The organism is Streptomyces sp. NPDC085931, from assembly GCF_044540565.1.
Lineage (GTDB): Bacteria > Actinomycetota > Actinomycetes > Streptomycetales > Streptomycetaceae > Streptomyces.
This window is the reverse complement of the sequence record NZ_JBITSK010000013.1, coordinates 125,552-145,714: the sequence shown is the minus strand read 5'-3', so window position 1 is coordinate 145,714 and position 20,163 is coordinate 125,552. Positions and strand designations below refer to the sequence as shown.

20 protein-coding genes and 2 pseudogenes are annotated in these 20,163 nt (G+C 69.7%); 17 read left to right on the top strand and 5 right to left on the bottom strand.

What is annotated here, in order from left to right; genetic code table 11:
• The first annotated feature begins 10 nt into the window (after positions 1–10).
• The 3 genes from ACIGAN_RS26340 to ACIGAN_RS26330 all read left to right on the top strand — a co-directional run bounded on the left by ACIGAN_RS26340 (position 11) and on the right by ACIGAN_RS26330 (position 3,489).
• Positions 11–1,327, top strand: coding sequence for a sensor histidine kinase (locus ACIGAN_RS26340; RefSeq protein WP_399861146.1), 1,317 nt, complete (start codon positions 11–13; stop codon positions 1,325–1,327).
• On the top strand, positions 1,324–2,001 hold the full coding sequence (locus tag ACIGAN_RS26335) for a response regulator (RefSeq protein WP_392120699.1): 678 nt from the start codon (positions 1,324–1,326) through the stop codon (positions 1,999–2,001). Before ACIGAN_RS26340 ends, ACIGAN_RS26335 begins: the two co-directional genes overlap by 4 nt.
• Positions 2,002–2,208: 207 nt before the next feature.
• On the top strand, positions 2,209–3,489 hold the full coding sequence (locus ACIGAN_RS26330) for a metallophosphoesterase (protein ID WP_399861143.1): 1,281 nt from the start codon (positions 2,209–2,211) through the stop codon (positions 3,487–3,489).
• Positions 3,490–4,001: 512 nt separating this feature from the next.
• Here ACIGAN_RS26330 and ACIGAN_RS26325 read toward each other — a convergent pair.
• A complete protein-coding gene (locus tag ACIGAN_RS26325) occupies positions 4,002–4,943 on the bottom strand; it encodes a hypothetical protein (protein ID WP_399861141.1) in 942 nt (313 codons plus the stop codon).
• A 223-nt stretch (positions 4,944–5,166) separates the two neighbouring features.
• Positions 5,167–5,313 (bottom strand): hypothetical protein, encoded by a 147-nt coding sequence (locus ACIGAN_RS26320; protein ID WP_399861138.1) that lies wholly within the window; start codon positions 5,311–5,313, stop codon positions 5,167–5,169.
• 455 nt (positions 5,314–5,768) lie between these two features.
• Here ACIGAN_RS26320 and ACIGAN_RS26315 point away from each other — a divergent pair.
• A pseudogene (locus tag ACIGAN_RS26315) lies at positions 5,769–6,221 on the top strand (PucR family transcriptional regulator); the annotation flags it as partial.
• Here the strand turns inward: ACIGAN_RS26315 and ACIGAN_RS26310 are convergent.
• The gene (locus tag ACIGAN_RS26310; RefSeq protein WP_399861136.1) at positions 6,178–6,885 is read right to left on the bottom strand and encodes a hypothetical protein; all 708 of its coding nucleotides are present in this window, start codon (positions 6,883–6,885) and stop codon (positions 6,178–6,180) included. The pseudogene ACIGAN_RS26315 and the gene ACIGAN_RS26310 sit on opposite strands and share 44 nt — an antisense overlap.
• A gap of 608 nt (positions 6,886–7,493) precedes the next feature.
• On the opposite strand from ACIGAN_RS26310, the gene ACIGAN_RS26305 reads away from it, so the two are divergent.
• Genes ACIGAN_RS26305 through ACIGAN_RS26295 form a run of 3 tightly spaced genes read left to right on the top strand, consistent with a single transcriptional unit; the run spans position 7,494 to position 9,653 of the window.
• Positions 7,494–7,712, top strand: a complete 219-nt coding sequence (locus tag ACIGAN_RS26305) for a hypothetical protein (protein ID WP_365740687.1) — start codon at positions 7,494–7,496, stop codon at positions 7,710–7,712.
• A complete protein-coding gene (locus ACIGAN_RS26300; protein WP_399861133.1) occupies positions 7,709–8,647 on the top strand; it encodes a sigma factor-like helix-turn-helix DNA-binding protein in 939 nt (312 codons plus the stop codon). The genes ACIGAN_RS26305 and ACIGAN_RS26300 overlap by 4 nt, the downstream gene beginning before the upstream one ends.
• A 10-nt stretch (positions 8,648–8,657) precedes the next feature.
• Entirely contained in the window at positions 8,658–9,653 is a 996-nt protein-coding gene (locus ACIGAN_RS26295; protein ID WP_399861131.1) for a hypothetical protein, read from the top strand.
• Between the two features lie 100 nt (positions 9,654–9,753).
• Here the strand turns inward: ACIGAN_RS26295 and ACIGAN_RS26290 are convergent, their stop codons facing one another.
• The gene (locus ACIGAN_RS26290; RefSeq protein ID WP_399861129.1) at positions 9,754–11,052 is read right to left on the bottom strand and encodes a hypothetical protein; all 1,299 of its coding nucleotides are present in this window, start codon (positions 11,050–11,052) and stop codon (positions 9,754–9,756) included.
• 187 nt (positions 11,053–11,239) lie between these two features.
• On the opposite strand from ACIGAN_RS26290, the gene ACIGAN_RS26285 reads away from it, so the two are divergent.
• The 5 genes from ACIGAN_RS26285 (at position 11,240) to ACIGAN_RS26265 (ending at position 14,661) form a co-directional block, all read left to right on the top strand.
• Positions 11,240–11,389, top strand: coding sequence for a hypothetical protein (locus ACIGAN_RS26285; RefSeq protein WP_365740683.1), 150 nt, complete (start codon positions 11,240–11,242; stop codon positions 11,387–11,389).
• Positions 11,390–11,409: 20 nt separating this feature from the next.
• On the top strand, positions 11,410–12,582 hold the full coding sequence (locus tag ACIGAN_RS26280) for a JmjC domain-containing protein (protein WP_399861127.1): 1,173 nt from the start codon (positions 11,410–11,412) through the stop codon (positions 12,580–12,582).
• Positions 12,579–13,490: an aldo/keto reductase gene (locus tag ACIGAN_RS26275; protein WP_399861125.1), complete on the top strand. Its 912-nt coding sequence runs from the start codon at positions 12,579–12,581 to the stop codon at positions 13,488–13,490. The genes ACIGAN_RS26280 and ACIGAN_RS26275 overlap by 4 nt, the downstream gene beginning before the upstream one ends.
• Positions 13,471–14,304, top strand: coding sequence for a hypothetical protein (locus ACIGAN_RS26270; RefSeq protein ID WP_365740680.1), 834 nt, complete (start codon positions 13,471–13,473; stop codon positions 14,302–14,304). The genes ACIGAN_RS26275 and ACIGAN_RS26270 overlap by 20 nt, the downstream gene beginning before the upstream one ends.
• 135 nt (positions 14,305–14,439) lie before the next feature.
• On the top strand, positions 14,440–14,661 hold the full coding sequence (locus tag ACIGAN_RS26265) for a hypothetical protein (RefSeq protein WP_365740679.1): 222 nt from the start codon (positions 14,440–14,442) through the stop codon (positions 14,659–14,661).
• 15 nt (positions 14,662–14,676) lie between these two features.
• On the opposite strand, the gene ACIGAN_RS26260 is transcribed toward ACIGAN_RS26265, so the two are convergent.
• Positions 14,677–15,506, bottom strand: a protein-coding gene (locus ACIGAN_RS26260) for an IS5 family transposase (protein WP_399861370.1) whose coding sequence is annotated in 2 segments (ribosomal slippage) — positions 14,677–15,167 and positions 15,167–15,506 — 831 coding nt in all. Because the reading frame shifts where the segments join, the coding sequence is not laid out codon by codon here.
• Positions 15,507–15,689: 183 nt separating this feature from the next.
• Here ACIGAN_RS26260 and ACIGAN_RS26255 point away from each other — a divergent pair.
• From ACIGAN_RS26255 to ACIGAN_RS26235, 5 genes and pseudogenes are all read left to right on the top strand, one after another.
• Positions 15,690–16,898: a serpin family protein gene (locus tag ACIGAN_RS26255; RefSeq protein ID WP_399861122.1), complete on the top strand. Its 1,209-nt coding sequence runs from the start codon at positions 15,690–15,692 to the stop codon at positions 16,896–16,898.
• Between the two features lie 143 nt (positions 16,899–17,041).
• Positions 17,042–17,956, top strand: coding sequence for an NADP-dependent oxidoreductase (locus ACIGAN_RS26250; protein WP_399861121.1), 915 nt, complete (start codon positions 17,042–17,044; stop codon positions 17,954–17,956).
• Positions 17,957–17,993: 37 nt separating this feature from the next.
• Positions 17,994–18,473, top strand: coding sequence for a MarR family winged helix-turn-helix transcriptional regulator (locus ACIGAN_RS26245; protein ID WP_365099684.1), 480 nt, complete (start codon positions 17,994–17,996; stop codon positions 18,471–18,473).
• A 252-nt stretch (positions 18,474–18,725) separates the two neighbouring features.
• Positions 18,726–19,799, top strand: a complete 1,074-nt coding sequence (locus tag ACIGAN_RS26240; protein ID WP_399861117.1) for an alkene reductase — start codon at positions 18,726–18,728, stop codon at positions 19,797–19,799.
• A 152-nt stretch (positions 19,800–19,951) separates the two neighbouring features.
• Positions 19,952–20,125: pseudogene (locus ACIGAN_RS26235) on the top strand (integrase core domain-containing protein); the annotation flags it as partial.
• Between the last annotated feature and the right edge of the window lie 38 nt (positions 20,126–20,163).

The following is a 20,163-nucleotide window of genomic DNA, read 5'->3' as shown; positions in this document are numbered from 1 at the left end:
CCCATCCGCCATGAGCGAGCCGACCACCGCCGACCCTGAACACGGCGCCTCACCACATGCTTCGCGGCTTCCGCGATCGCTGACCAGCGACCCCGAGCACCGCGTCACGGTGTCGATCATCAGCGGGCTGGCCACGTGGCGCATGCTCGATCGTGACCACCCCAGGCTGCGGCTGTGGGCTGTGCCCCTCTTCTGCGCCGTCCTTGGACTGCCCTCTTTGCTCAATCCGGCCAACCGGGCCTACGTACCCACCGAGATCGTCCTCACCCTCGCCTACACCGTTCCGTTGCTGTGGCGAGAACGCCGTCCCGGCCTGGTCTTCGCGATCACCACAACCGCGTCCGTCCTCGCACTGCCCCTGAACATCCTCAACGGCGCCGACGCGGCCCGGATCGTGGCGCTGTACAACATGGGCCGCTACGGCACGCATCGCCGGCTGGCCCTCGCGTGCACCATCACCGCCGTCCAATTGATCGTCTGGCTCACCGTGTTCTGGGGGAGCGGCCAGCTGCGACACGTCAAGCGCCCGGAGATCGTCACGCTGCTGGCCCTGCTCGCCGTGATCGCCTGCGCAGGACTGGCCTTCACCGGGCGTCTGGCAAAGGCCTACATCGTCGCTCTGGAAACGGAGAAGGACCAGCAGACCCGCCTGGCGGCAGCCTCGGAACGCACCCGCATCTCCCACGAGATGCACGACATCCTCGGCCACACCCTTGCCGTCATCATCGGCCTCGCCGATGGAGCGGCAGCCCTGGCCAGATCCCGCTCGGAAAAATCCGCGGACGCCCTCGGCCTCATCGGCGACAGCGCGCGCGAAGCCCTCGCGGAACTACGCCGTCTGCTCATCGTGGCCGACAACTCCGCGACACAGCGGGACACCGCCTCGCTGTCCCCGCAGCCAACCCTTCGGGACCTGCCCGCGCTGCTCCACCGCGTCCGTACCGCTGGCCCCACCGCCGAACTCCACGCCGACGGGGACCTGGAACTGCTCAGTCCCGGCCTCCAACTCACCGTCTACCGAATCGTTCAGGAAGCCCTCACCAACACGCTCAAACATGCCGCACCCGACACCACCGTGTCCGTCAGCCTGCACAGGAACAAGGAGTCCTTGCACATCACCATCGAGGACACGGGACCGTCCCGCGCGTCGCGCAGCGAACAGCACGGCAGGCACAGCGGGCAGGGCCTGCCCGGCATGGGCCACCGCGCCGCCCTCTACCAGGGCCGCGTCAGCGCTGGCCCGACGCCCGTCGGCGGCTGGCGCGTGCACACCGTTCTCAGCACCTCCCGCACCCTGACCAGCGCCGTCACGGAGAGCCGCACATGACCACCGTCCTCATCGTGGACGACCAGACCCTGCAACGACTGGGCTTTCGCATGCTCCTCGAAGCAGAGCCGGACATCACAGTCGTCGGCGAAGCCTCCCAGGGCCAGGAGGCTGTCCGCCTGGCCGCGGAACTCCGCCCGGACGTCGTCCTGATGGACGTGCGGATGCCGGGCGTCAACGGCATCGAAGCCACGCGCCGCATCGTCGGATCCGGCGGCCGCTCGCGGGTACTGGTCCTCACCACCTTCGACCTCGACGAGTACGCCTACGAGGCCCTGCGGGCCGGCGCCGCCGGCTTCTTCCTCAAAGACGCACGCCCTGAGGAACTCGTCGTCGGCATCCGATCGGTGGCGGCCGGCGACAGCGTCATCTCGCCCAGCCTGACACGCAGACTCATCGACGCGTTCACCACCGCACCACCACAGCGAACGCCGAGCTCTCCCGTCGCCGGCGCGGAACGGCAACGACAACTGGCCGGCCTGACCGAACGCGAACGTGAGGTGCTCACCGGCATCGCCGCAGGATGGTCCAACACGGAGATTGCCGCCCACCTGCACCTGGCCGAATCGACGGTCAAATCCCACGTGAGCCGCATCCTGGCAAAAATCGACGCCCGCGACCGCGTCCAGGCAGTCATCTTCGCCTACGACGTGGGCCTCGGCCGCCCCCGGTGAGCGTGCACAAGCAGCTACCCGGCCCCGCACCCCCTCCTCCGCCGTGACCGTCCCGCCGCCAAGGCACCACTGACTGCGACCAGCCAACTCAGCCTGCTCAACAACCTTTTTGGAGCACCCCGCCGCCATGCAGCGACACCGTAACCCCGGCATCACCCACGCCGGGGGACCCCTCCCCAGCCCGTTCCCGCCGGCCCAGGCAACGGCGTGAGCACCCTCGCCCAGGACGCCACCATCGCCGCAGCGAGCATCGCCGCCCCCGCTGCCGCCCACCGTTACCTCTACCTGCGGCTGGTCAAGGACGTCACGACATCCACCCGGCTCCGCCGCGCGGGGAGGACCACGGCAGTCGCCCTCACGGTCCTGGTCCCCACCGGTGTCCTCGCCGCCCAGTACGCGAACCCCACCCGCATCGCCTGGCTGGCCTGGCCGGCCTTCCTCTGGGTCGCCCTGGCCGCCTACCTGCTGATGACTCTCGTCGCGCTCGAACTACCGGTACGGCTCACGGCTCGTACGCTGCGACGCCGCAGTAGATCCACCACAATAGTGCCCAAACAGACCCCTCACGCATTGGTCGTGCAACAGGGTCACTCCGGCGCCACCTCGATGATGGACAACACGAATACCCGAAAGGCCGAAGACGCATCATCGCAGCTACTGCGTCGTCGCCTCGTGCTCGCGCGCTCGGTCGCGCTGCTCGCCACCGGAACCGCTGCGGCCACCACCGGCTACGGCTTCCACCGCGGCCTAGGAGCACCTGATGTGAAGGTCGTGCCCGTCGCCCTGCGCCGACTGCATCCCTCGCTGGACGGGATGCGTATCACCATGGCCAGCGACCTCCATCTCGGGCCGTTCTTCGGCCGCTCCCACACCGCACGCATGGTGCGCATGATCAACGACACCTCGCCCGACATCGTCGCCATCGTGGGAGATCTCTCCGACGGCAGCGCCGACGACCTGGCCACCCACGCCGCGCCGCTCACCCGGCTGTCCTCAACCCACGGCGCCTTCTTCGTCACGGGAAACCATGACTACCGCCACGATGTCGACGCCTGGATCGCTACACTCGCCGACTTTCGCATCACCACACTGCGCAACACCCGGGCACTGATCAAACACGGGGGCGGAGCCATCGACCTGGCGGGCGTCACCGACGTCACAGGTCGGCAGAACCATGACGCGCCCGACTACGACAGGGCCCTCGACGACCGCGATACCTCCCACCCCGTGGTCCTGCTCGCCCATCAACCTGTGCAGGTGCACCAGGCTGCCCGACACAAAGTCGATCTCCAACTGTCCGGGCACACACACGGCGGAGCGTTCTTCCCCGGCAACCTGCTCGTGCCACTGACCCAGCCCCTCACAGCGGGACTGACCACCATCGACCGTACACAGCTCTACGTCTCTCGCGGAGTCGGAGCATCCCTGCCACCCATCCGAGTCGGAGCACCACCCGACATCACAGTGATCGAACTGCGCAGGCAGTAACGCGCGTATGGGCTGTAGCAGCGTTCCGGACATGTCCGGATGCTTTCCCCGGGTCCCCGTCAGCCACCTGGGTCGGGTGCTGGTGAAAGGGGTGCTAGCGGCCCAGGCGGCCAGGGCCTCGTCCAGGGTGGGGTGGCATTGCATGATGTCGTCGACGCCGACTTGCACATCAAGACTTTGGCCCCGTAATACGTGCTCTGCACGTGCGGGCGGTGCTGCTGCGCCGGTGGGGAGTCGGGACGGGGGAGTGGTGCGTGTGCCGCGCCGGGGTGTGAACGGGGTAGCGAAAGCGGGCCGTGATGGACCCACTCCCTGTGAATGAGGACGACGGCACCGCACGAACCAGATCATGCAGACCACGGCGGCCCTGGGCGACGGCGCGGTCATCGCCCAGGGGCCGAGAGACTCATCGGCGCCAGATGAAGGCTTCGACGTCTCAACTCATAGCAGAGCCGAGCGCTATGCGCTCGGCTCGCTTACCTTCTCTTCCTGGGTGGCCCAGCCAGTTCTCGTCAGGAGAAGTTGATCGTCTTTTCTATGACGGAATGGTCGGGGAAGCGGTGGTTCGCTTCGCCATTCCAGGTGATGCGAAGATCGAAGTTTCCGCCTTGGTTATTCACTGCGGGCCGCCGGGTCGAGGGGCCTGCTCCGTCAGTGGTACTGGACCAGCCGCCCCAACTGGCTCCCCTGTTTGTCGTGTAGTTAGTCCACACATTTCCATCCATCCCCTCGCATGCCACAAGCAGACGGCTCTCGGCAGCTTGATTCGAAGGGTCGACACGATCAAGCGACCCTCCCCGTGCTACATCAGGCTGCGTCAGACATTCTCCGTCCTCCAGCCTGTTCCAGTCCAAGGGTGCCCCCCAGTCTTCAGCGCAGACGGTAGCCCCATAAAGGTGATCGTCTCGTCCGGTAATCAGCGAACTTATACCGTACCCTACAAAGTTGCCGACAGCGCAGCCAGCGGCAGTCGAAGTCATCTGACCGAAAATTCCCGGACTCTGCGAGGTCCAGTTTCCAGCAGGACGCATAACTCCGTTGGGCTCTCTCCCCCAGTGGGCATTGAAGGAAACGGCATCCGGTACTGGCGCGGGCCGGGGAGACACGGTCATACGCTGCATCCCCAGATGGCGATCCAGGCGGTTCACCGCTATGTAAGCTTCTTCTTGGATTGTTGTGACCGCGGGGCTCTGATCTGTATACGCATCTCCCGGGATCCGCATCCACGGAGTCCAGTTATTGGAGGCCGCATCCTCCAGGAAGCTGTAGTAGATTTGGTAGTCGACGCCCGTGATATACATAGTCACGCGTCCGCCAAGGACTACCAGGGTGGGCGCTTGTAGCGTTCGGTGACTTTCAGGGTGAGGGCGATAGCCTTCCTGATTCCAGGACCACCAGATGCGTTCGTCGTTCCCCTCCACTGCCGCATACTCGTTGTTGTTGTAGTTCAGCACTTCCGGGGTCGAGTCGGTTCGGGCGGCACCTCCGGAATTCGTCCAGGAGGACTCAATGCGCGCGGCCGCCGCAGGCGAGTCCGCAATCCCTATTACGACGACGATACTTGCTGCGGCAGACATAAGCGCCTGGCGGGCTCTTCTCAGTGGCACGGTAAAGCCTTCCGACTATGTCTTTTGTGTTGACGTGGCTCGGGCTGCGCTTAATGCGGGTTTCCGCCAGTCACTGTGCGCCGTCGGTGGCGAGCTGCGGCCCTGCTGCGGGAGCGGGACAGGGTGCCGATGCGGTGCCCTGGCGGGCCAGCTGGAAGGCGGCGATACAGCCCAGTCCGGAGGTGGCTCCGGTGATCACGGCGACGGGATGGTCCATCTCACGATCCCCTTCCATGAGGTACCTCATGATCGTGTTGTGCGAGTGTACCCGGCCACGGGGCGACATGAAGCCACAACGGGCCACCCCTTCGAGCAGGTGGAGCTGTTCCTCACCGTCGCGTCATGCCCTGGAGTGACGGACGTCCTCATCGCGGCCTCCAGTACGCCACACTGGAGGGAGGCGGCCGAGCCGTCCAACCTTGGCCAACCGCCGCCCAGTTGCGGGAGGCCACCCATATACTCGCCTCTCCCTGACCCGGACACCGAGCGCCGTATGCGCGCCCACCACGCCCACGCCGACCTGCACTGGGCGAACCTCACCGCGCCTTTGCGAATCCTGGAGAACAGCACGCAACTGGCGCCTCCACCCGTGCCCCGAAGATCCCAGGTCGGCCCAAGAGTCCGGCGCGTCACCGTCCCGATGAGGCCTTAGGACGCTCGCGAGGCGGGCTCACAAGCGGTGGCCGGGTCGCCCTCGGCCGTGCCCACCCCGGCGCAGGAGGGGTCGTCCACTCCTACGAGGAGACCCTCAACGCCCTCGACCTGGCGGACCGCCTGGAACTGGAGGAGCCCGTGCTGCGCTCCGCCGACCTGCTCGTCTACCCCGTCCTCACCCGCGACCGACAGGCCATGGCCGACCTCGTGCGCAGCGCCCTCGGACCGCTCCAGACCGCACGCGGCGGCGCCCAGCCGCTCCTCGACACCCTCACCGCGTACTTCGACTCCGGATGCATCGCGGCCGAGGCAGCACGCCGCCTACGTCTGAGCGTGCGGGCCCTGACCTACCGCCTGGAACGCATCCACAAGCTCACCGGCACCAACCCGGCCGACCCCGTCCACCGCTACACCCTGCAGACCGCCGTCATCGGCGCCCGGCTGCTGGGCTGGCCCAGCCACGAGGTCTGACCTGGGTGACCGTCTCCGACCGGACCCGACAGTGTCCGCGCGCCAGGTCCCGAGGGTGCACACCGATTGTGCACGTCGCGGTGGACACGAAGGGCTTCCCCCCCCCCCCGGGCGAGGGCTGCTGCGCAGGCAGGTCCAGGTGGAGGAACCCGGCAGACCACGGTGCTTCCAGGTCGTCGGCTAAGCGTTCCGCTTCCGGCCGGCGGTCGGACACCCGCCGCGCGAGCTCGACCGCCAGGCGGGCCTTGCCAACCCCGCCCGGACCAGGCACGACCGCCACGTCCACCGCCTTGCCGGTACGGCACCAGTCGACCAGATCGGTCATCTCGGTGGCCAGCCCAGTGAAGGAGACCACCTCCGAGCGGGGAGAGAGCAGATAGGAGGGCGCCGCCGCCGGCACGGGCGAGGTGTCGAACAGCGCATCCAGATCGGCCGGCTCCAGCCTGGGCCAGGTCGCCACAGCCTGGTGAATGAGGCTGCAGAACTGGCGGTCGTCCAGCAGCCGCCGTACGGGCGGGACCTCCAGCCTGCCGTTGCCCCACCCGTCCAACGCCTCGGTGACCAGGCCGATCAGCACCTCGTCGCAGAACACCCCGGCCCCGGACATGCCCTGCCACGGGGAGTCCGCTCCGCGGATGTCCTGCGGCACGGACTCGACCTGCATGCTGTGCTGCGCGATGCGTTGTCGATGCTGAAGGGCACATGGCGCCCTCCGAAGGTGAGAAGCGCTGTTTCCAATTACAGCACTGGCTCTGCCCGACCGCCTTTCGGCGGGCCTTGGGGTGCTGCAACCCCGCTCGTCAGGAAGCGGACTCGGTACCTCGGCAAGATCGGATGCGGGGCGAGGTGATGTTCAGGGGCCGGCGGAGTGTTGGCTCCCGTCCGGCAGCTTCGAGGTGCCGGACGGGAGCAGCACGGGGCCCTCCTGGGGTTCCTTGAGCACGAGGGAACCCGCGCGCCTTCCAGACGGGAAGGTGTGACGCCCAGGCGTCCCCTTCATGGTGCCCGTCCCCCGGGCAGCGGCTGTGCAATTGCATGCATGGTGATCGAAACCGAGCGATCCCCTGCGGTTTCAGCTCCAGTGGGACGCAAGTTGTCCCTTTCCTGTCCGAGGAGGGGCTCATCGAACGTATTTGTTCCGTGACTCCTTGATCACGTTGAGTGTCGGCTGTGGTGCCCGCAATGCTGTGCACCACCTCCCGGCCCGGCGCTTGAGCACCGCCAGGCCGGGAGGCCTTCCAGACGTGTGAACTCCGATACGGAGAAGGTGAAATGCCCAGTCGAAAGGTGTGGATCATCGCTGTGCTGGCGGTGGTCCTCGCGTGGAGCACGGTGATGACCGTGCTGGGACACCTCGCCGCGGTCGTGGCGCTGCTGCCCTCGCTCGGCCTGCTCGTGCAGCAGCTCACCGCCGCCGCCCACGGCCCCGGCGCCGCGCCCGCACGGGCGCCGGCGCCGGAGCCGGCCGGGCCCGAGGAGGCGCAGCGATGACCTCCACCCCTCAGGACGGCCTGCCCGCGGCCGATGACGTGCCGGACGCCCCCTTCTCGGTAGCTCCCGCTCCGCTGGGGCCCGGGCGCAGGGGCCGGCGCGCCGAACCGATGGCCGAGAACATCGGACCCAGCCACCAGGCGCTGCTGGAGCGGCTGCGCCACCGGATATCCGAGCGCGGCATCACCCTCGACGAGCTCGCCCGGATCACCGGCTTCTCCAAGACCCGCATCTCCGCTCTCCTGCGCGGCATCGAGTACTACCCCAGCTGGGAGCTCACCTACAGCGTCATCCACGCCTTGGGCCTGCCGCCCTGGCCTCTGTGCCGCCTGTGGACCGCAGGAGCGTATGAGGCCGCCAAGTCCACCACGTGGATCACCCAACGCATCGCGGCCGTCCGGTCGCTGGGGCCCGAGGAGCGGCCCGTGGAGCACCGCGGCTTCATCCTGCGAATGGAGCACTACTACACCGCCTACGCCCGGGCCCTGCTGCACATCGAGCGGCCCGAGCGGATCGTGGCCGAGGCCTTCGACATCCTGTGGGCCGGCTGGGACGAAGCAGAAGCGGCCGCCGGCCCCAACCTCCCCCGCTACGCCTGGCGGCTGCTGCGCTCACGGGTGCTGCTGCGCGTCAGGCGGCACCCGGACGGCCGCCCCGACCTGCGCCCGGCCGCGTTCCTGACCGTCGCACAGAGCCGGATCGAGGACCCGGTGGCCCGATTCGTCGAGATCAGCGAGATCGCCGACTTCTTCGACACGATCAGCCACCTGCCCCCCGACCAGTTCGACGTCGTCGTCCTGCGCTACCTGTGCGAGTTCACCCCCGACGAGGTCCAGGAGGCCACCGGCCTGTCCCCGGCGCACGTCCACACCCTCGACCACCACGCACGAGGAGCCCTCGAACACCTCCACCACCGTCCCACAGCCCGGGAGTGATCACCCCGACATGAGTGCCATCGACGACCTCCTCACCCGCTCAGCCCTGCTGAAGAACCCCCGCATCCCCACCGACACCGTCCCCTGCCTCACCACCCGTCCCGAGGACGCCTCCCCGCCCGACGAAGGCCGAATTCTCGGCGACGACACCCTCGCCGACGACACCGCCGCCGAGCACCTGCGCTCCCTGTGCGAAGTCGCCGTCACCCACGCCAGCACACCCCAGATCACCGACTTCATCACCGAACAGCTCCCCAGCCCCGAAGGAGCCTGGATCCTGGGCTGCCTGCTGCACCTGGCCGGCGCCCAAGACGGAGCGCGCTACTGGTGGCAGTACGCCGCCGGGGCCGGAGAGCGCGGCGCCAGCTACTGCCTGGTCCTGCACCACCGGGCACAAGGCGACGACCAGACAGCCGACTTCTGGCTCGACCAGACCACCGACAACGCCGACCCCACCCCCGAAGACGGCTGCGCGGCCAGCACCGCCACCGTCCTGCGCATGGTCGCCCAGCTGACCGCCGACAGCGACCGCACCTACAGCGACACCACCCTCGCCGTCATGTCCTACACCACCGCAGCCGTCACCGACGGCTACCGCCGCCACCCCGACGTCGAAATCCCCGCCCCCGGCCCCTACTTCGCCGAGATGCTGCAGATCATCCTCGCAGCCCTCACCGACCCGGACGACGAGTTCGCCGACCCCTCCGCGGACCCCCTGCCGGCCCGCCCTGTCGAAGATGACGAGGTGGCCGCCCGCCGCACCCGAACACCCGACCCGGACCACGTCCTGGTCCAGTCTGCGGCTCCCGACGCCGAATCCGCCTCGGCCTTCCGCGAGGCAGCCCTCGCCCATGCCTGGACGCACATCCCCCCGGAGCAGCCCCACAAGCCCGGCCAGAGGGAGGTCCTCATGCGATTCCTCCTCGACCGCCGCCGCCTGTGCACGCCCGCCCACGCCCGTTCACACGACGGTGCTGTGCGTGATCTTCTGCGATCCACGCCATGACGATCTGGGCAACTGTCCCCCCCCCGGAGGAGTGCGAATCGGAAGGGACGCGGCCGCCACCCACGCCGACGGCGGCCCGGCGATGGAAAGCTGGTCCGGATCAAGCGGCCAGGACCTCCCGCAACTCGCGCACACCACGCTCCTGGTGGTGCTGGGCGGGGATCGCCTCGTACAGGTCCAGGGCGCGCCGGCGGACCAGGCCGCTGCGGTAGTCCGCGGGCAGGGCCGTCAGGGCGGCGATCGTGCGGCGGCACGCCTGTTCGGTGTCGCCGTCGTGATGGGAGCAGGCGGCGGCGTCGATGTGCAGCAGGGTGCGCGTCATGGTGCTGGTCGGCGCGGACAGTTCCAAGGCGCGCTGCTGGCTCTCGTTCGCGCGGCGGGTGTCTCCGAGGGTGGTGTAGGCGTGGCTGAGGTGGACGTGGTGTTTCTGCTCGCTGTACGTCAGCCAGGTGTCCGGCCGCTCGCTGTCGGGGAGCCGTTCCGTGAGGGCGTCGGCGGAGGCGAGTGCGGCGCGGGCCTGCTCGCTTTGGTGGTTGAGGGCATAGGCGCGAGCGGCGACCGCGGCCGCCAGCACCGCAGCGGCCGTCGGCCGGGTGCCGGCAGCCTGGCGGGCCTGCTCGGCGAGGCGGGCCGCCGCCTTCGGAGCGCCGTAGTTGAGCGGCACCATGGCCTCCCGGGCGAGGACCCAGGCGTGCAGCTGGGGATCGCCGGATTCGGCGGCGGCCCGGGCGGCGGTGGCAAACCAGGCCCGGGATTCCTTACGGCTGCCCAGGTCGTGTAAGACGATCGCGGTCATCCCGGCCATCTGCCCGGCCGTGCGGCACAACCTGGCCCGGACCGGGGCGGGCTGCGGGACGGTGAGCAGCGGACGCAGGGTCGTGAAGTCGGCGACCAGATCGGCCAGGACACGGGTGGGCGCTTGGCCGTGGTAGCCGTACCCGTAGCTCTCGGCAGCGGCCTCCAGGTCGGCCAGGGCCTCGGGAGCGTCGGGGGAGAGGGTCTGGTCGACGTCGGTCCGGGCGGCGGTGAGCGCGGCGAGGGCCGGAGCGGTGAGGCCGGCGGCCAGCGCGCCGCGCAGCAGGTTGCGGCGCTTCATCGGATCAACTCCATGGTGGGACTCGGTGCTGAGAACGGCGGTGTCCTCCCAGGGTTGCGCAGCCAGCCCCAGGAAGGCACCGGGAATGCGCAGACCGCCGGAGATCCGCTCGACAGTGGCCAGCGCGGTGACCGCTGCGGTGCCCCGGGCGATCTGGCTGACGCGATCGGCTTTGAGCGCGCACGCTTCGGCGATCCGGTTGAAGGAGAGCCCCGCGTCATGGGCCATGGCGAACACCGTGGTGAAGTCCCGCTCGCGCAGAGCCCGGACGAACGCCGGGTCGGCCAGCAGACTGCGCGGCACTTGAGCGGGTGACGGCGGTAAGTCGTCCACAAGTCCCCCTGAACTTCGTGGAATGACAGCCCAACGACCATACCCACCGTGGGGGCCCCGCCACGGGGTTATCGCCAGCCATTGCCGTGGCTGTACTGACGGGTGTCGCGGCCGCGGCTGTCCAGGGCCCGGCCGACCGATCAGGAGGAGGGTCCTCATGCCCAGTCCCGTCCCGCCCCCACCCGCCACGCCCGGGCCGCAGTCCAGCGGCCTGCTCCGCTCTCGGCAGCGGATCATCGCCGCCCGCAACCGCAACGCCATCCCCTCGGACGGCGGCGGCACCGGCCGCAGCGACGGCAACGACTGACGATCGGGAGCCCTGACGCGATGACGGATCTGTCCATCGCGGCATGCCTGGGCGAGGACTTCCTCGCCCAGGCACTGCACCGCGAACACCGCCACACACCTGGCGCGCTCGACGTCGCCGGGCTGATGACCTGGGACGACCTCAACAACATCCTGGCCGCCCACCGCCTGGAGCCGCCGCGCATGCGGCTCTCCCGCGACGGCGAGACGCTGCTGGTCGGCGGGTACACCACCCCGGTGGCCACGCGCCGGCACACCGTGTGGCACCGCCTGCACCCCGCCGAACTGCACACCCGCCTCCTCGAGGGCGCCTCCCTCGCCCTGGACAGCGTCGACGAACTCCACCCGCCCCTCGCCCGCCTCGCCGAAGCGATCGAGCGAGACCTGCGCACCCGCGTACAGGCCAACCTCTACGCCTCGTGGACCAGCACCGAGGGGTTCGGGGTCCACTGGGACGACCACGACACGATCGTGGTCCAGTTGGACGGCGCGAAGCGGTGGAGGATCTACGGCACCACCCGCCCGTTCCCCCTCTACCGGGACATCGAGGACCCGGACGAGGCACCCACCGAGCCGGTGGCCGACCTGGTCCTGCACCCCGGGGACGTGCTCTATGTGCCGCGCGGTGTGTGGCACGCGGTCTCCGCCGACCAGGGCACCCGGTCCCTGCACGTCACCTGCGGACTGCAGACCCACACCGCGACGGACCTGATGGCGTGGGTGTCCGAGCAGCTGCTCACCCACGAGGACTGGCGCCGCGACCTGCCGCTGCACGCCGGGCCGGACGTCCAGGCCGACGCCGTGGACGGGATGCGCAAGCGGCTTGCCGAACTGCTGGACGACCCGAGGCTGCTCGCCCGCTACCGGACCGCGATGGACGGCCAGGCCGTCGGCCGCATGATGCCGAGCCTGCCATACATCGACGGCATCCCGGCGGACCCGCACCTGCGGGTGCGGCTGACCACCGCCCGCGCCGTGCTGGACGTCGGCGACGACATCGTGACTCTGTCCGCCGCCGGCACCGTGTACGACTTCACCCTCGAGGCAGAGGCGGTGCTGCGTCCGCTGGTCGGCGGCCGCACCGTGGACCTGGCCACGCTCGCCGACACGGCCGGCCTCGCCCTGGAGGACGTCGCCGGGCTGATCCAGGAGCTCGTCACAGGGCAGGCCGCCGTGGTGGGGAGCCTGTTGTGACAGCAGAGCTCGCTCTGGGCACCTACCGGTGCCGGGCGATCCCGGAGGCGGCTGCCCGCGCGGCCGCCTCCGGCGCACAGTGGATCGACACCGCCCCCAACTACGCCGCGGGCCGCGCCCAAGACGTGCTGGCTCCGGTCCTGGCCACCCACCCGTCCCTGCGGGTCTCCACGAAAGCGGGGTACTTCACAGCGGCCACCGGCACCGACGCCGTGAACGCCGGTGTCCTCACCGCCGACCAGGCGATGACCGGGCACGGCCTCGCCCCGGACTACGTGCGCTGGCAGATCAGCCGCAACCGCGAGCAGCTCGGACGTGAGCGGCTGGACCTGGTCCTGCTGCACAACCCGGAACGCGCACACCCCGGCGACCGTCTCGCCCTGCACCCGGCGATGCGGGACGCCTTCGTGATCCTGGAAGAGGAGGTGGCGGCCGGGAACGTGGCCGGGTACGGGATCGCCACCTGGGCGGGGCTGGAAGAAGAAGCGTTCACGGTGGGGGAGCTGCTCGCCCTGGCCGCCGCAGCCGCCGGCGGGCCGGAGCACCACCTGGTCGCGGTCCAGATGCCGGTCAGCCTGGTGATGATGACGCCGATCGTCCAAGCCCTGGAGGGCCGTGGCCCGCTCCCGGTCGCCGCCGACGCGGGGCTGCGGGTGATGGCCTCCGCGCCGCTGCACGGCGGCGAGCTCCCCGGCATGGCAGACCAGGAGCTCGCCGACCTCATCCAGCCCGGCCTCACCCCCGCCCAGGCGTGCCTTCTCACCGTCGCGTCATGCCCAGGAGTGACGGACGTCCTCATCGCCGCTTCCAGTACGCCACACTGGAGGGACGCGGCCGACGCCGTCGCCCAACCCTACCTGACCGCAGCCAAGTTGCGGGAGATCACTCATGTACTCGCCTCCCCCTGACCCGGACACCGAACAGCGCATGCGCACCCACCACGCCCGCGCCGCGAAGGCCCTGGACGTCCGAGTCGAGCCGGACGGCGAGTTCTGGGGGTGGGCCGGACGCACCCTGGGCGCCCCGGCCCGCACCGCGGCCGGCGCCCCGGCGTGGCTACGGCTGGTGTCCGCACCGGCGGACAAGGCATCAGGGAAGCTGTGGGACGGCGCCCGGGCCGCACAGCACGCTTTCGGCGACCTCGACGGGCACCGGCCCGAGCTCCTGGCCGTGCACGACGCCGTCGACGACGGCACCGCCTACCGCGCGGAGCTGTCAGCCCGCCTCGACCAGCCCGTCCTGTCCGACGACCCGATCCTCCAGCACGACCTCCAGCTGCCCCGCTCCTGGTGGGCCGACCTGACCAAGACACTGGAGAAAGTGTCGGCAACCGTCACCGACCGTGTCGCCGTACGTCAGCAGTACATGGACCGGGCCATCCCCGAATTCGTCGGCATCCCGACCCCCGCCGTGACCAACTGGACCACCGCCCACGCCGACCTGCACTGGGCGAACCTCACCAAGCCTCTGCGGCTTCTCGACTGGGAAGGTTGGGGGCAGGCCCCCGAGGGGTTCGACGCCGCCATGCTCTACGCATACTCGCTGCTCCAGCCGAACGTCGCCGCCCGCGTCCGTGCAGCCTTCCCCATCCTGGGCAGCCCGGCCGGCCTCGCCGCCGAAGCGACCGTGTGCGCCCAACTGCTGCAGACCGTGGCCCGGGGTGACAACCTCACCCTCGAAGACCGGCTCCGGGAATGGTCCGGGGAACTCCGCCGTCGCTGAGTCCGACAACCTCTCCACAACTGAAGGCCAGCCGACCGGGCCCGTGTCGTACGCGTAGCCGAAGACTGCCACGGTTCTTCGCGGCTCCTGCGCGCGGGCGGCTAGCTGACCGCGCACGGAAACCGGGTTCACCAGGTGTCCGTCCCGCAGGCCAAGGCGTCAGGGAAGCTGTGGGACGGCGCCCGGGCCGCACAGCACGCTTTCGGCGACCTCAACGGGCACCTCCCCGAGCTCCTTGCCGTGCACGATGCTGTCGACGACGGCACCGCCTACCGGGCGGAGCTGTCAGCCCGCGTCGACCAGCCCGTCCTGTTTTACGACCCGATCCTCCAGCACCACGTGCAGCTGCCCGGCTAGGTTCTGTCTCTTTGGTCAGCGTCGGGTCCCGATGAGGATGCCTGCGAGGTGGAGTGCGGCCTGGTAGGCGATTGCCAGTTTGTCGGTTCGTGTGGCCAGGCCGCGCCACTGCTTGAAGCGGTTGATGCACCGCTCGACGGTGTTCCGCTGCTTGTAGGCCTCGCGGTCGAAGCCGGGCGGGCGGCCACCGAGTCGGCCTCGCCGCAGGCGGTGGCCGACTTGGTCGGACGGCTGCGGGATGACCGCGCGGATGCGCCGGCGCCGCAAGTGGCTGCGGATGGCACGTGAGGAATACGCGCGGTCGGCCAGAACGGCCACGGGCCGGGTCCGGGGCCTACCGGGGCCAGCGCGGGGCACGCGGATGCGGGACATCACCGTCTCGAAGGCGGGCGCGTCACCCGCCTGGCCTGCGGTGACGACGAAGGCGAGGGGCCGTGCGTGGCCATCTGCGGCCAGGTGGACCTTGGTGCTCAGCCCGCCGCGGGAGCGTCCGAGCGCGTGATTGGCCGGCTCGCCGCGGTGGGCCGCCCCTTTTTGAGCGCTCCGGCGGCGTGCTGGTGAGCCCGGACGACCGTGGAGTCCACTGACACCGTCCAGTCGATGTCGTCATCGGCGTCCGCCGCCGCCAGGACGGCGGCAAGGATCATCTCCCAGGTGCCGTCGATGGCCCATCTGATCAGCCGTTTGTGGGCGGTCTGGAATGAGCCGAGCTCGTCGGGTAGGTCCCGCCATGGCGAGTTGGTGCGGTATTTCCACGCGATGGCCTCAAGCGTGCGGCGATGGTCTGCCCACCGCCTGCCGCAGGCCGGATCGGCCGGCATTAGCGGCGCGATCCGGTCCCACATCGCATCAGTGATCACTAATCGGACAGGCACATCTGATCAACTGACCAACCCATCAAAGAGACACGCGCTAGCCCGAAGGCGGAGGTGGGGGGACAGGTACCGTGCTTCCAGGCGGGCGGATGGCGGCGACGCCGGTGCAGAAGTGGGACTGCGCACCGTGGGCGTGGTGACGACGGGAGTGTCATGGGAGTCGCGACGGCGACGGTCCGCGCGGTGAACGAGTTGACCGCGCGGTGGGCGGGTGTGCCGGAGGGCGGCACGGTGTTCTCGGCGGCGGGTGTGTGGCCGCTGCTGGCCCACCTGGCGGACGGGGCCGCGGGCGAGGCGCGGACAGAACTGGCGGAGGCTCTCGGGATCGACGCCGGGCAGGCAGCCGGCGCCGCACGCGAGTTGCTTGCCGCGATGGGCGCCATGCGAGGTCTGGACACGGCGCTGGGGCTGTGGACGAAGCGCACGCTGGAGCTGCGGGAGGAGTGGGAGGCGGGCCTGTCGGCCGACGTCCACGGGGTGCTCACCGGGGACCGCGCGGCCGACCATCGAGCGCTGGACGCGTGGACGGCGAAGCGTACCGGTGGGCTGATCGACCGTATGCCGGTCACGCTGACCGAGGACACGGAGATGGTGCTGGCGAGTGCGCTGACCATGCGCACACAGTGGCTGAGCCCGTTCACCGAGGTGCCGTTGGAGACGGCGTACGAGCCCTGGGCCGCCGAACCGAGGCTGGGGCTGCAGCGCTCAAGTGCCGTACTGGACCGGATCGGGGTGGCGGACACACCCGGCGGATACGTCACCGAACTGAAGGTGCTGGGGAACAACGCCCTGGACGTGCACCTGCTGCTCGGCGAGGAGAACATGAAGCCGCGGCAGGTGCTGGAAGCCGGGGTCGGCATCCTCGCGGGCCGGTACCCGGTCGTGCCGGGACCGCTGTTGCCCTATGGGGACGTCGGCCCCGGCCTGCGCGTGGAGAAGCTGCGCAACACCCGGCCCGAGCCGCCGTGGCTGGAGGTGACGACCGTTGCGTACGACATGAACGCGAGCCACGATCTGCTGAAGCTGCACCGGTTGTTCGGTCTCACGACGGCTCGGGACCGTTCGCGCGGACACTTCCCCGGCATCAGCGGCTTCCCGCTCGCCATCGGGTCGGCCGAGCAGAACACACGGGCCAAGTTCGGCGCGTCGGGTTTTGAGGCTGCCGCGGTGACGGCGTTCAGCGCGGTCGCCGGGGGCCTACCCGACCTCCGCTACGTCACCACCCGGATCAGTGCCGTCTTCGACCGGCCCTTCGGCTTCCTCGCCCTGCATCGCCACACGCGCTTGGTGCTGACAGCGGGCTGGGTCACGGACCCCCTGCCGTGCCCCGAGTACGGCTGGGAGGACGAGGGAGTGCTCTGAGGACCCTTCTGGACGAAGGGCGGATCAACATGCGCGGGAGCCCTTCTCAACAATTACTTGGCTAGCCACATAAACGGTGCTACGTTTATGTGGTCGGCCACAGAATGTGGTCGGTGTGGCATCTCACTCCGAGGAGAGCAGTCATGAAGGCCATCGTTTTCGACACGTTCGGCGGCATCGAGGTCCTGCACGAGGCGGAGATCGACGTTCCCCAGCCCGGCCCCGGCCAGGTCCGGGTTCGCGTGCGGGCCGTCGGCGTCAACCCGGTGGACGGCAAGATCCGGTCCGGCGGGATGGAGGCCATCTTCCCGACGACGCTGCCCGCCGTGCCAGGTGGGGAGATCGCCGGTGTGGTCGACGCCGTCGGCGAGGGCGTCGAGCGGCTGAAGGTGGGGGACGAGGTGCTGGGCTGGTCCGACACCGGCTCCTACGCGCAGTACGCCCTGGCGTCCGAGGCCGTCCTCGCACCCAAGCCGGCCGGTCTGGACTGGAAGAACGCCGCCGCCCTGCCCGTGGCGACCGACGGCGCCGAGCGGGTCCTGGACCTGCTCGGCGTCACCTCCGGCGAGACACTGCTGATCCACGGCGCGTCCGGCGCGCTCGGCACCATCGCCGTCCAGCTGGCCGTAGCCCGCGGTGCCCGCGTCATCGGCACCGCCGGACCGGCCAACCAGGAGTACGTCACCTCGCTCGGCGCGACCGCGCTGGTCTACGGGGACAACCTGGTCGAGCGGGTCCGTGCCGTCGCCCCCGACGGGGTGGACGCCGTGTTCGACGCCGCAGGCAAGGGCGCGCTGGAGGACTCCATCACCCTGCGCGGCGGCACCGACCGGATCGTCACCACCGCCGACTTCCGCGCCGCCGAACTCGGCATCGTCTTCGCCGAGGGCCCTCAGCGCCGCTCCGCCGCCCGTCTCGCCGAACTCGCCCAGCTGGCCGCGGACGGCACACTGGTCACCACGATCAGCGCCGCCTATCCGCTCGCCGAGGCGGCCAGGGCCCAGCAGGCCAGCGACGCGGGCCACAACCGAGGCAAGATCGTCCTCACCGTCGACTGAACCATCACACCACTCTCCGCACGAACAGGGAGCAGCAATGTCGGACACCACCTCAGCGGAGCTGCCGGACGCGGCGGGCGAAGGGCCCTTGAGCTACGCCATCTTCCAACTCGCCCGCGCCCACCGGGGCCATGCCGCCGGCATGCTGCGCGCCATGAACCTGCACCCGGGGCAGGAACTGCTGCTCATGCAGCTCTTCGACCACGACGGCCTGACCCAGGCGGAACTCCTGGAGCGGGTCGGCCTCGACCACTCCACCGTCTCCAAGTCCCTGCGGCGTATGCAGGAGGCAGGGCTGCTCACCCGGGAGCCGGCCCCGCACGACCGGCGGGTCATGGTGGTCCGCCTCACCGATGCCGGCCGCGCCCTGAAGGAACCCATCGCCGACATGTGGCGGTCCCTCGAGCAGATTTCCGTACGCGATCTGACTGCTAATCAGGTCGACATGTTCACCGCGTGTGCGTGGACGATCGAGAAGGCGATCAGGGACCGCAGCCGGCAGTCTCCGGCCGAGTAAGCACAGACGGAGACCCGTCCCGATCGGCGGGCGGACAGCTTCTCGTGCTGTCCGGCTCCGCCCTGCCCTGTGCGGAGCGAGGGTGCGGTTTGTCCTGCCCTCGTGCAGCCCTCCGTCGGCGCGGCGCAGCCGCCCGGCACCGCAGCCCCGCATCGCCGCCCATGACCGGCGCACCGGAACGACTCACTGGCCGGCCGGCAGCAGCCGGCTCTTCCTCTCCTCCATCCGTTCCGCGACATCAAGGAGATTCCCATGACGAACGCTTTCGCCCCGATCGAGGTGGCCGGCCGGTCCATGGCCAACCGCATCGTGATGGCGCCGATGACCCGCAGCCGGGCCTACGGGCCGGGCGCCACCGCGACCGATCTGATGGCGACCTACTACAGCCAGCGAGCGAGCGCCGGCCTCATCGTCACCGAAGGGATCCAGCCCTCGCCGGTCGGCCAGGGCTACCCCGACACGCCGGGCCTGCACACGCCGGAGCAGGTGGCGGCCTGGCGCAAGGTCACCGACGCCGTTCACGCCGAGGGTGGGGTGATCTTCGCGCAGCTGATGCACACCGGGCGCATCGGCCACCCCAGCCTGCTGCCTCCCGGGCTGCACCCGGTCGCGCCCTCGCCCGTCGCGGCGAAGGGCCAGGTGTACACCCACCAGGGGCCGGTGGACTTCGTCACCCCGCAGGAACTCGACGCCGACGGCATCGCCCGTACCGTCGCCGACTTCGCCGACGCGGCACGCAACGCGGTCGCGGCCGGCTTCGACGGTGTGGAGATCCACGGCGCGAACGGCTATCTGATCCACCAGTTCCTCGCCCCCAACACCAACCGGCGCACCGACGGCTGGGGTGGCGACGCCGCCGGCCGGGTCCGCTTCGCCCTGGAGGTGGCCACCGCTGTCGCCGAGGCGATCGGCGGCCACCGCACCGGGTTCCGCATCTCGCCCGCGAACCCCTACAACGACATCGCCGAGCAGGACGCGGTGGACGTGGAGAACACCTACACCACGCTGGTCACGAAGCTCGGCGAACTGGATCTCGCCTACCTGCACATGATCGAGGGAAGCGACCGGGAACTGACCACCCGCCTGCGCAAGACCTGGCCCTCCACGTTCATCCTCAACCCGTTCACCTACCCGGACCCGACCGGTCCGGACGCACTCGGCCTCGTCCAGGACGGCACCGCGGACATGGTCGCCTTCGGAGCACTGTTCCTCGCCAACCCCGACCTGCCCGCCCGCCTGGCAGCCCAGGGGCCCTTCAACACCCCGGACCCCGCCACCTTCTACGGCGGTGACCACCACGGCTACACCGACTATCCCTACCTGTAGGGCGAACTCACCTCGGATACCGACCGGAATGCCGGTCGGTCCGGCCCGGCCCTTTCGTCACGCCGTCCGCGCTCACTTCTCCAGGAACTCGCCCTAGATGTATTGATCACGAGCGTTGTTAACGGTTGCCGGGCTTGATCATGGCGAAGACCAACCGCACCCTGCTCGACGAATGGGCCTACCTGCGGCCCTACACCAGCAACAACGAACGAACAGCAGCCCTGGCAGACTTCCTGCACACCTACAACCACCACCGCTGCCACACCGCACTCGGCGGCCACCCACCGTTCAGCCGCGTGAACAACGCTGCGGGCCAATACATCTAGCCCCGGGGCGGGCTGGGCAGCCGGCCCGGCGCAGCATG

What these genes read in the sequence shown, in the direction of transcription:
- ACIGAN_RS26340 (WP_399861146.1), top strand. Translation starts at nt 11, where the DNA reads ATGAGCGAGCCGACCACCGCCGACCCTGAACACGGCGCCTCACCACAT.
- ACIGAN_RS26335 (WP_392120699.1), top strand. Translation starts at nt 1,324, where the DNA reads ATGACCACCGTCCTCATCGTGGACGACCAGACCCTGCAACGACTGGGC.
- ACIGAN_RS26320 (WP_399861138.1), bottom strand. Translation starts at nt 5,313, where the DNA reads ATGGACCATCCCGTCGCCGTGATCACCGGAGCCACCTCCGGACTGGGC.
- ACIGAN_RS26310 (WP_399861136.1), bottom strand. Translation starts at nt 6,885, where the DNA reads ATGCAGGTCGAGTCCGTGCCGCAGGACATCCGCGGAGCGGACTCCCCG.
- ACIGAN_RS26305 (WP_365740687.1), top strand. Translation starts at nt 7,494, where the DNA reads ATGCCCAGTCGAAAGGTGTGGATCATCGCTGTGCTGGCGGTGGTCCTC.
- ACIGAN_RS26300 (WP_399861133.1), top strand. Translation starts at nt 7,709, where the DNA reads ATGACCTCCACCCCTCAGGACGGCCTGCCCGCGGCCGATGACGTGCCG.
- ACIGAN_RS26295 (WP_399861131.1), top strand. Translation starts at nt 8,658, where the DNA reads ATGAGTGCCATCGACGACCTCCTCACCCGCTCAGCCCTGCTGAAGAAC.
- ACIGAN_RS26285 (WP_365740683.1), top strand. Translation starts at nt 11,240, where the DNA reads ATGCCCAGTCCCGTCCCGCCCCCACCCGCCACGCCCGGGCCGCAGTCC.
- ACIGAN_RS26280 (WP_399861127.1), top strand. Translation starts at nt 11,410, where the DNA reads ATGACGGATCTGTCCATCGCGGCATGCCTGGGCGAGGACTTCCTCGCC.
- ACIGAN_RS26270 (WP_365740680.1), top strand. Translation starts at nt 13,471, where the DNA reads ATGTACTCGCCTCCCCCTGACCCGGACACCGAACAGCGCATGCGCACC.
- ACIGAN_RS26255 (WP_399861122.1), top strand. Translation starts at nt 15,690, where the DNA reads ATGGGAGTCGCGACGGCGACGGTCCGCGCGGTGAACGAGTTGACCGCG.
- ACIGAN_RS26250 (WP_399861121.1), top strand. Translation starts at nt 17,042, where the DNA reads ATGAAGGCCATCGTTTTCGACACGTTCGGCGGCATCGAGGTCCTGCAC.
- ACIGAN_RS26245 (WP_365099684.1), top strand. Translation starts at nt 17,994, where the DNA reads ATGTCGGACACCACCTCAGCGGAGCTGCCGGACGCGGCGGGCGAAGGG.
- ACIGAN_RS26240 (WP_399861117.1), top strand. Translation starts at nt 18,726, where the DNA reads ATGACGAACGCTTTCGCCCCGATCGAGGTGGCCGGCCGGTCCATGGCC.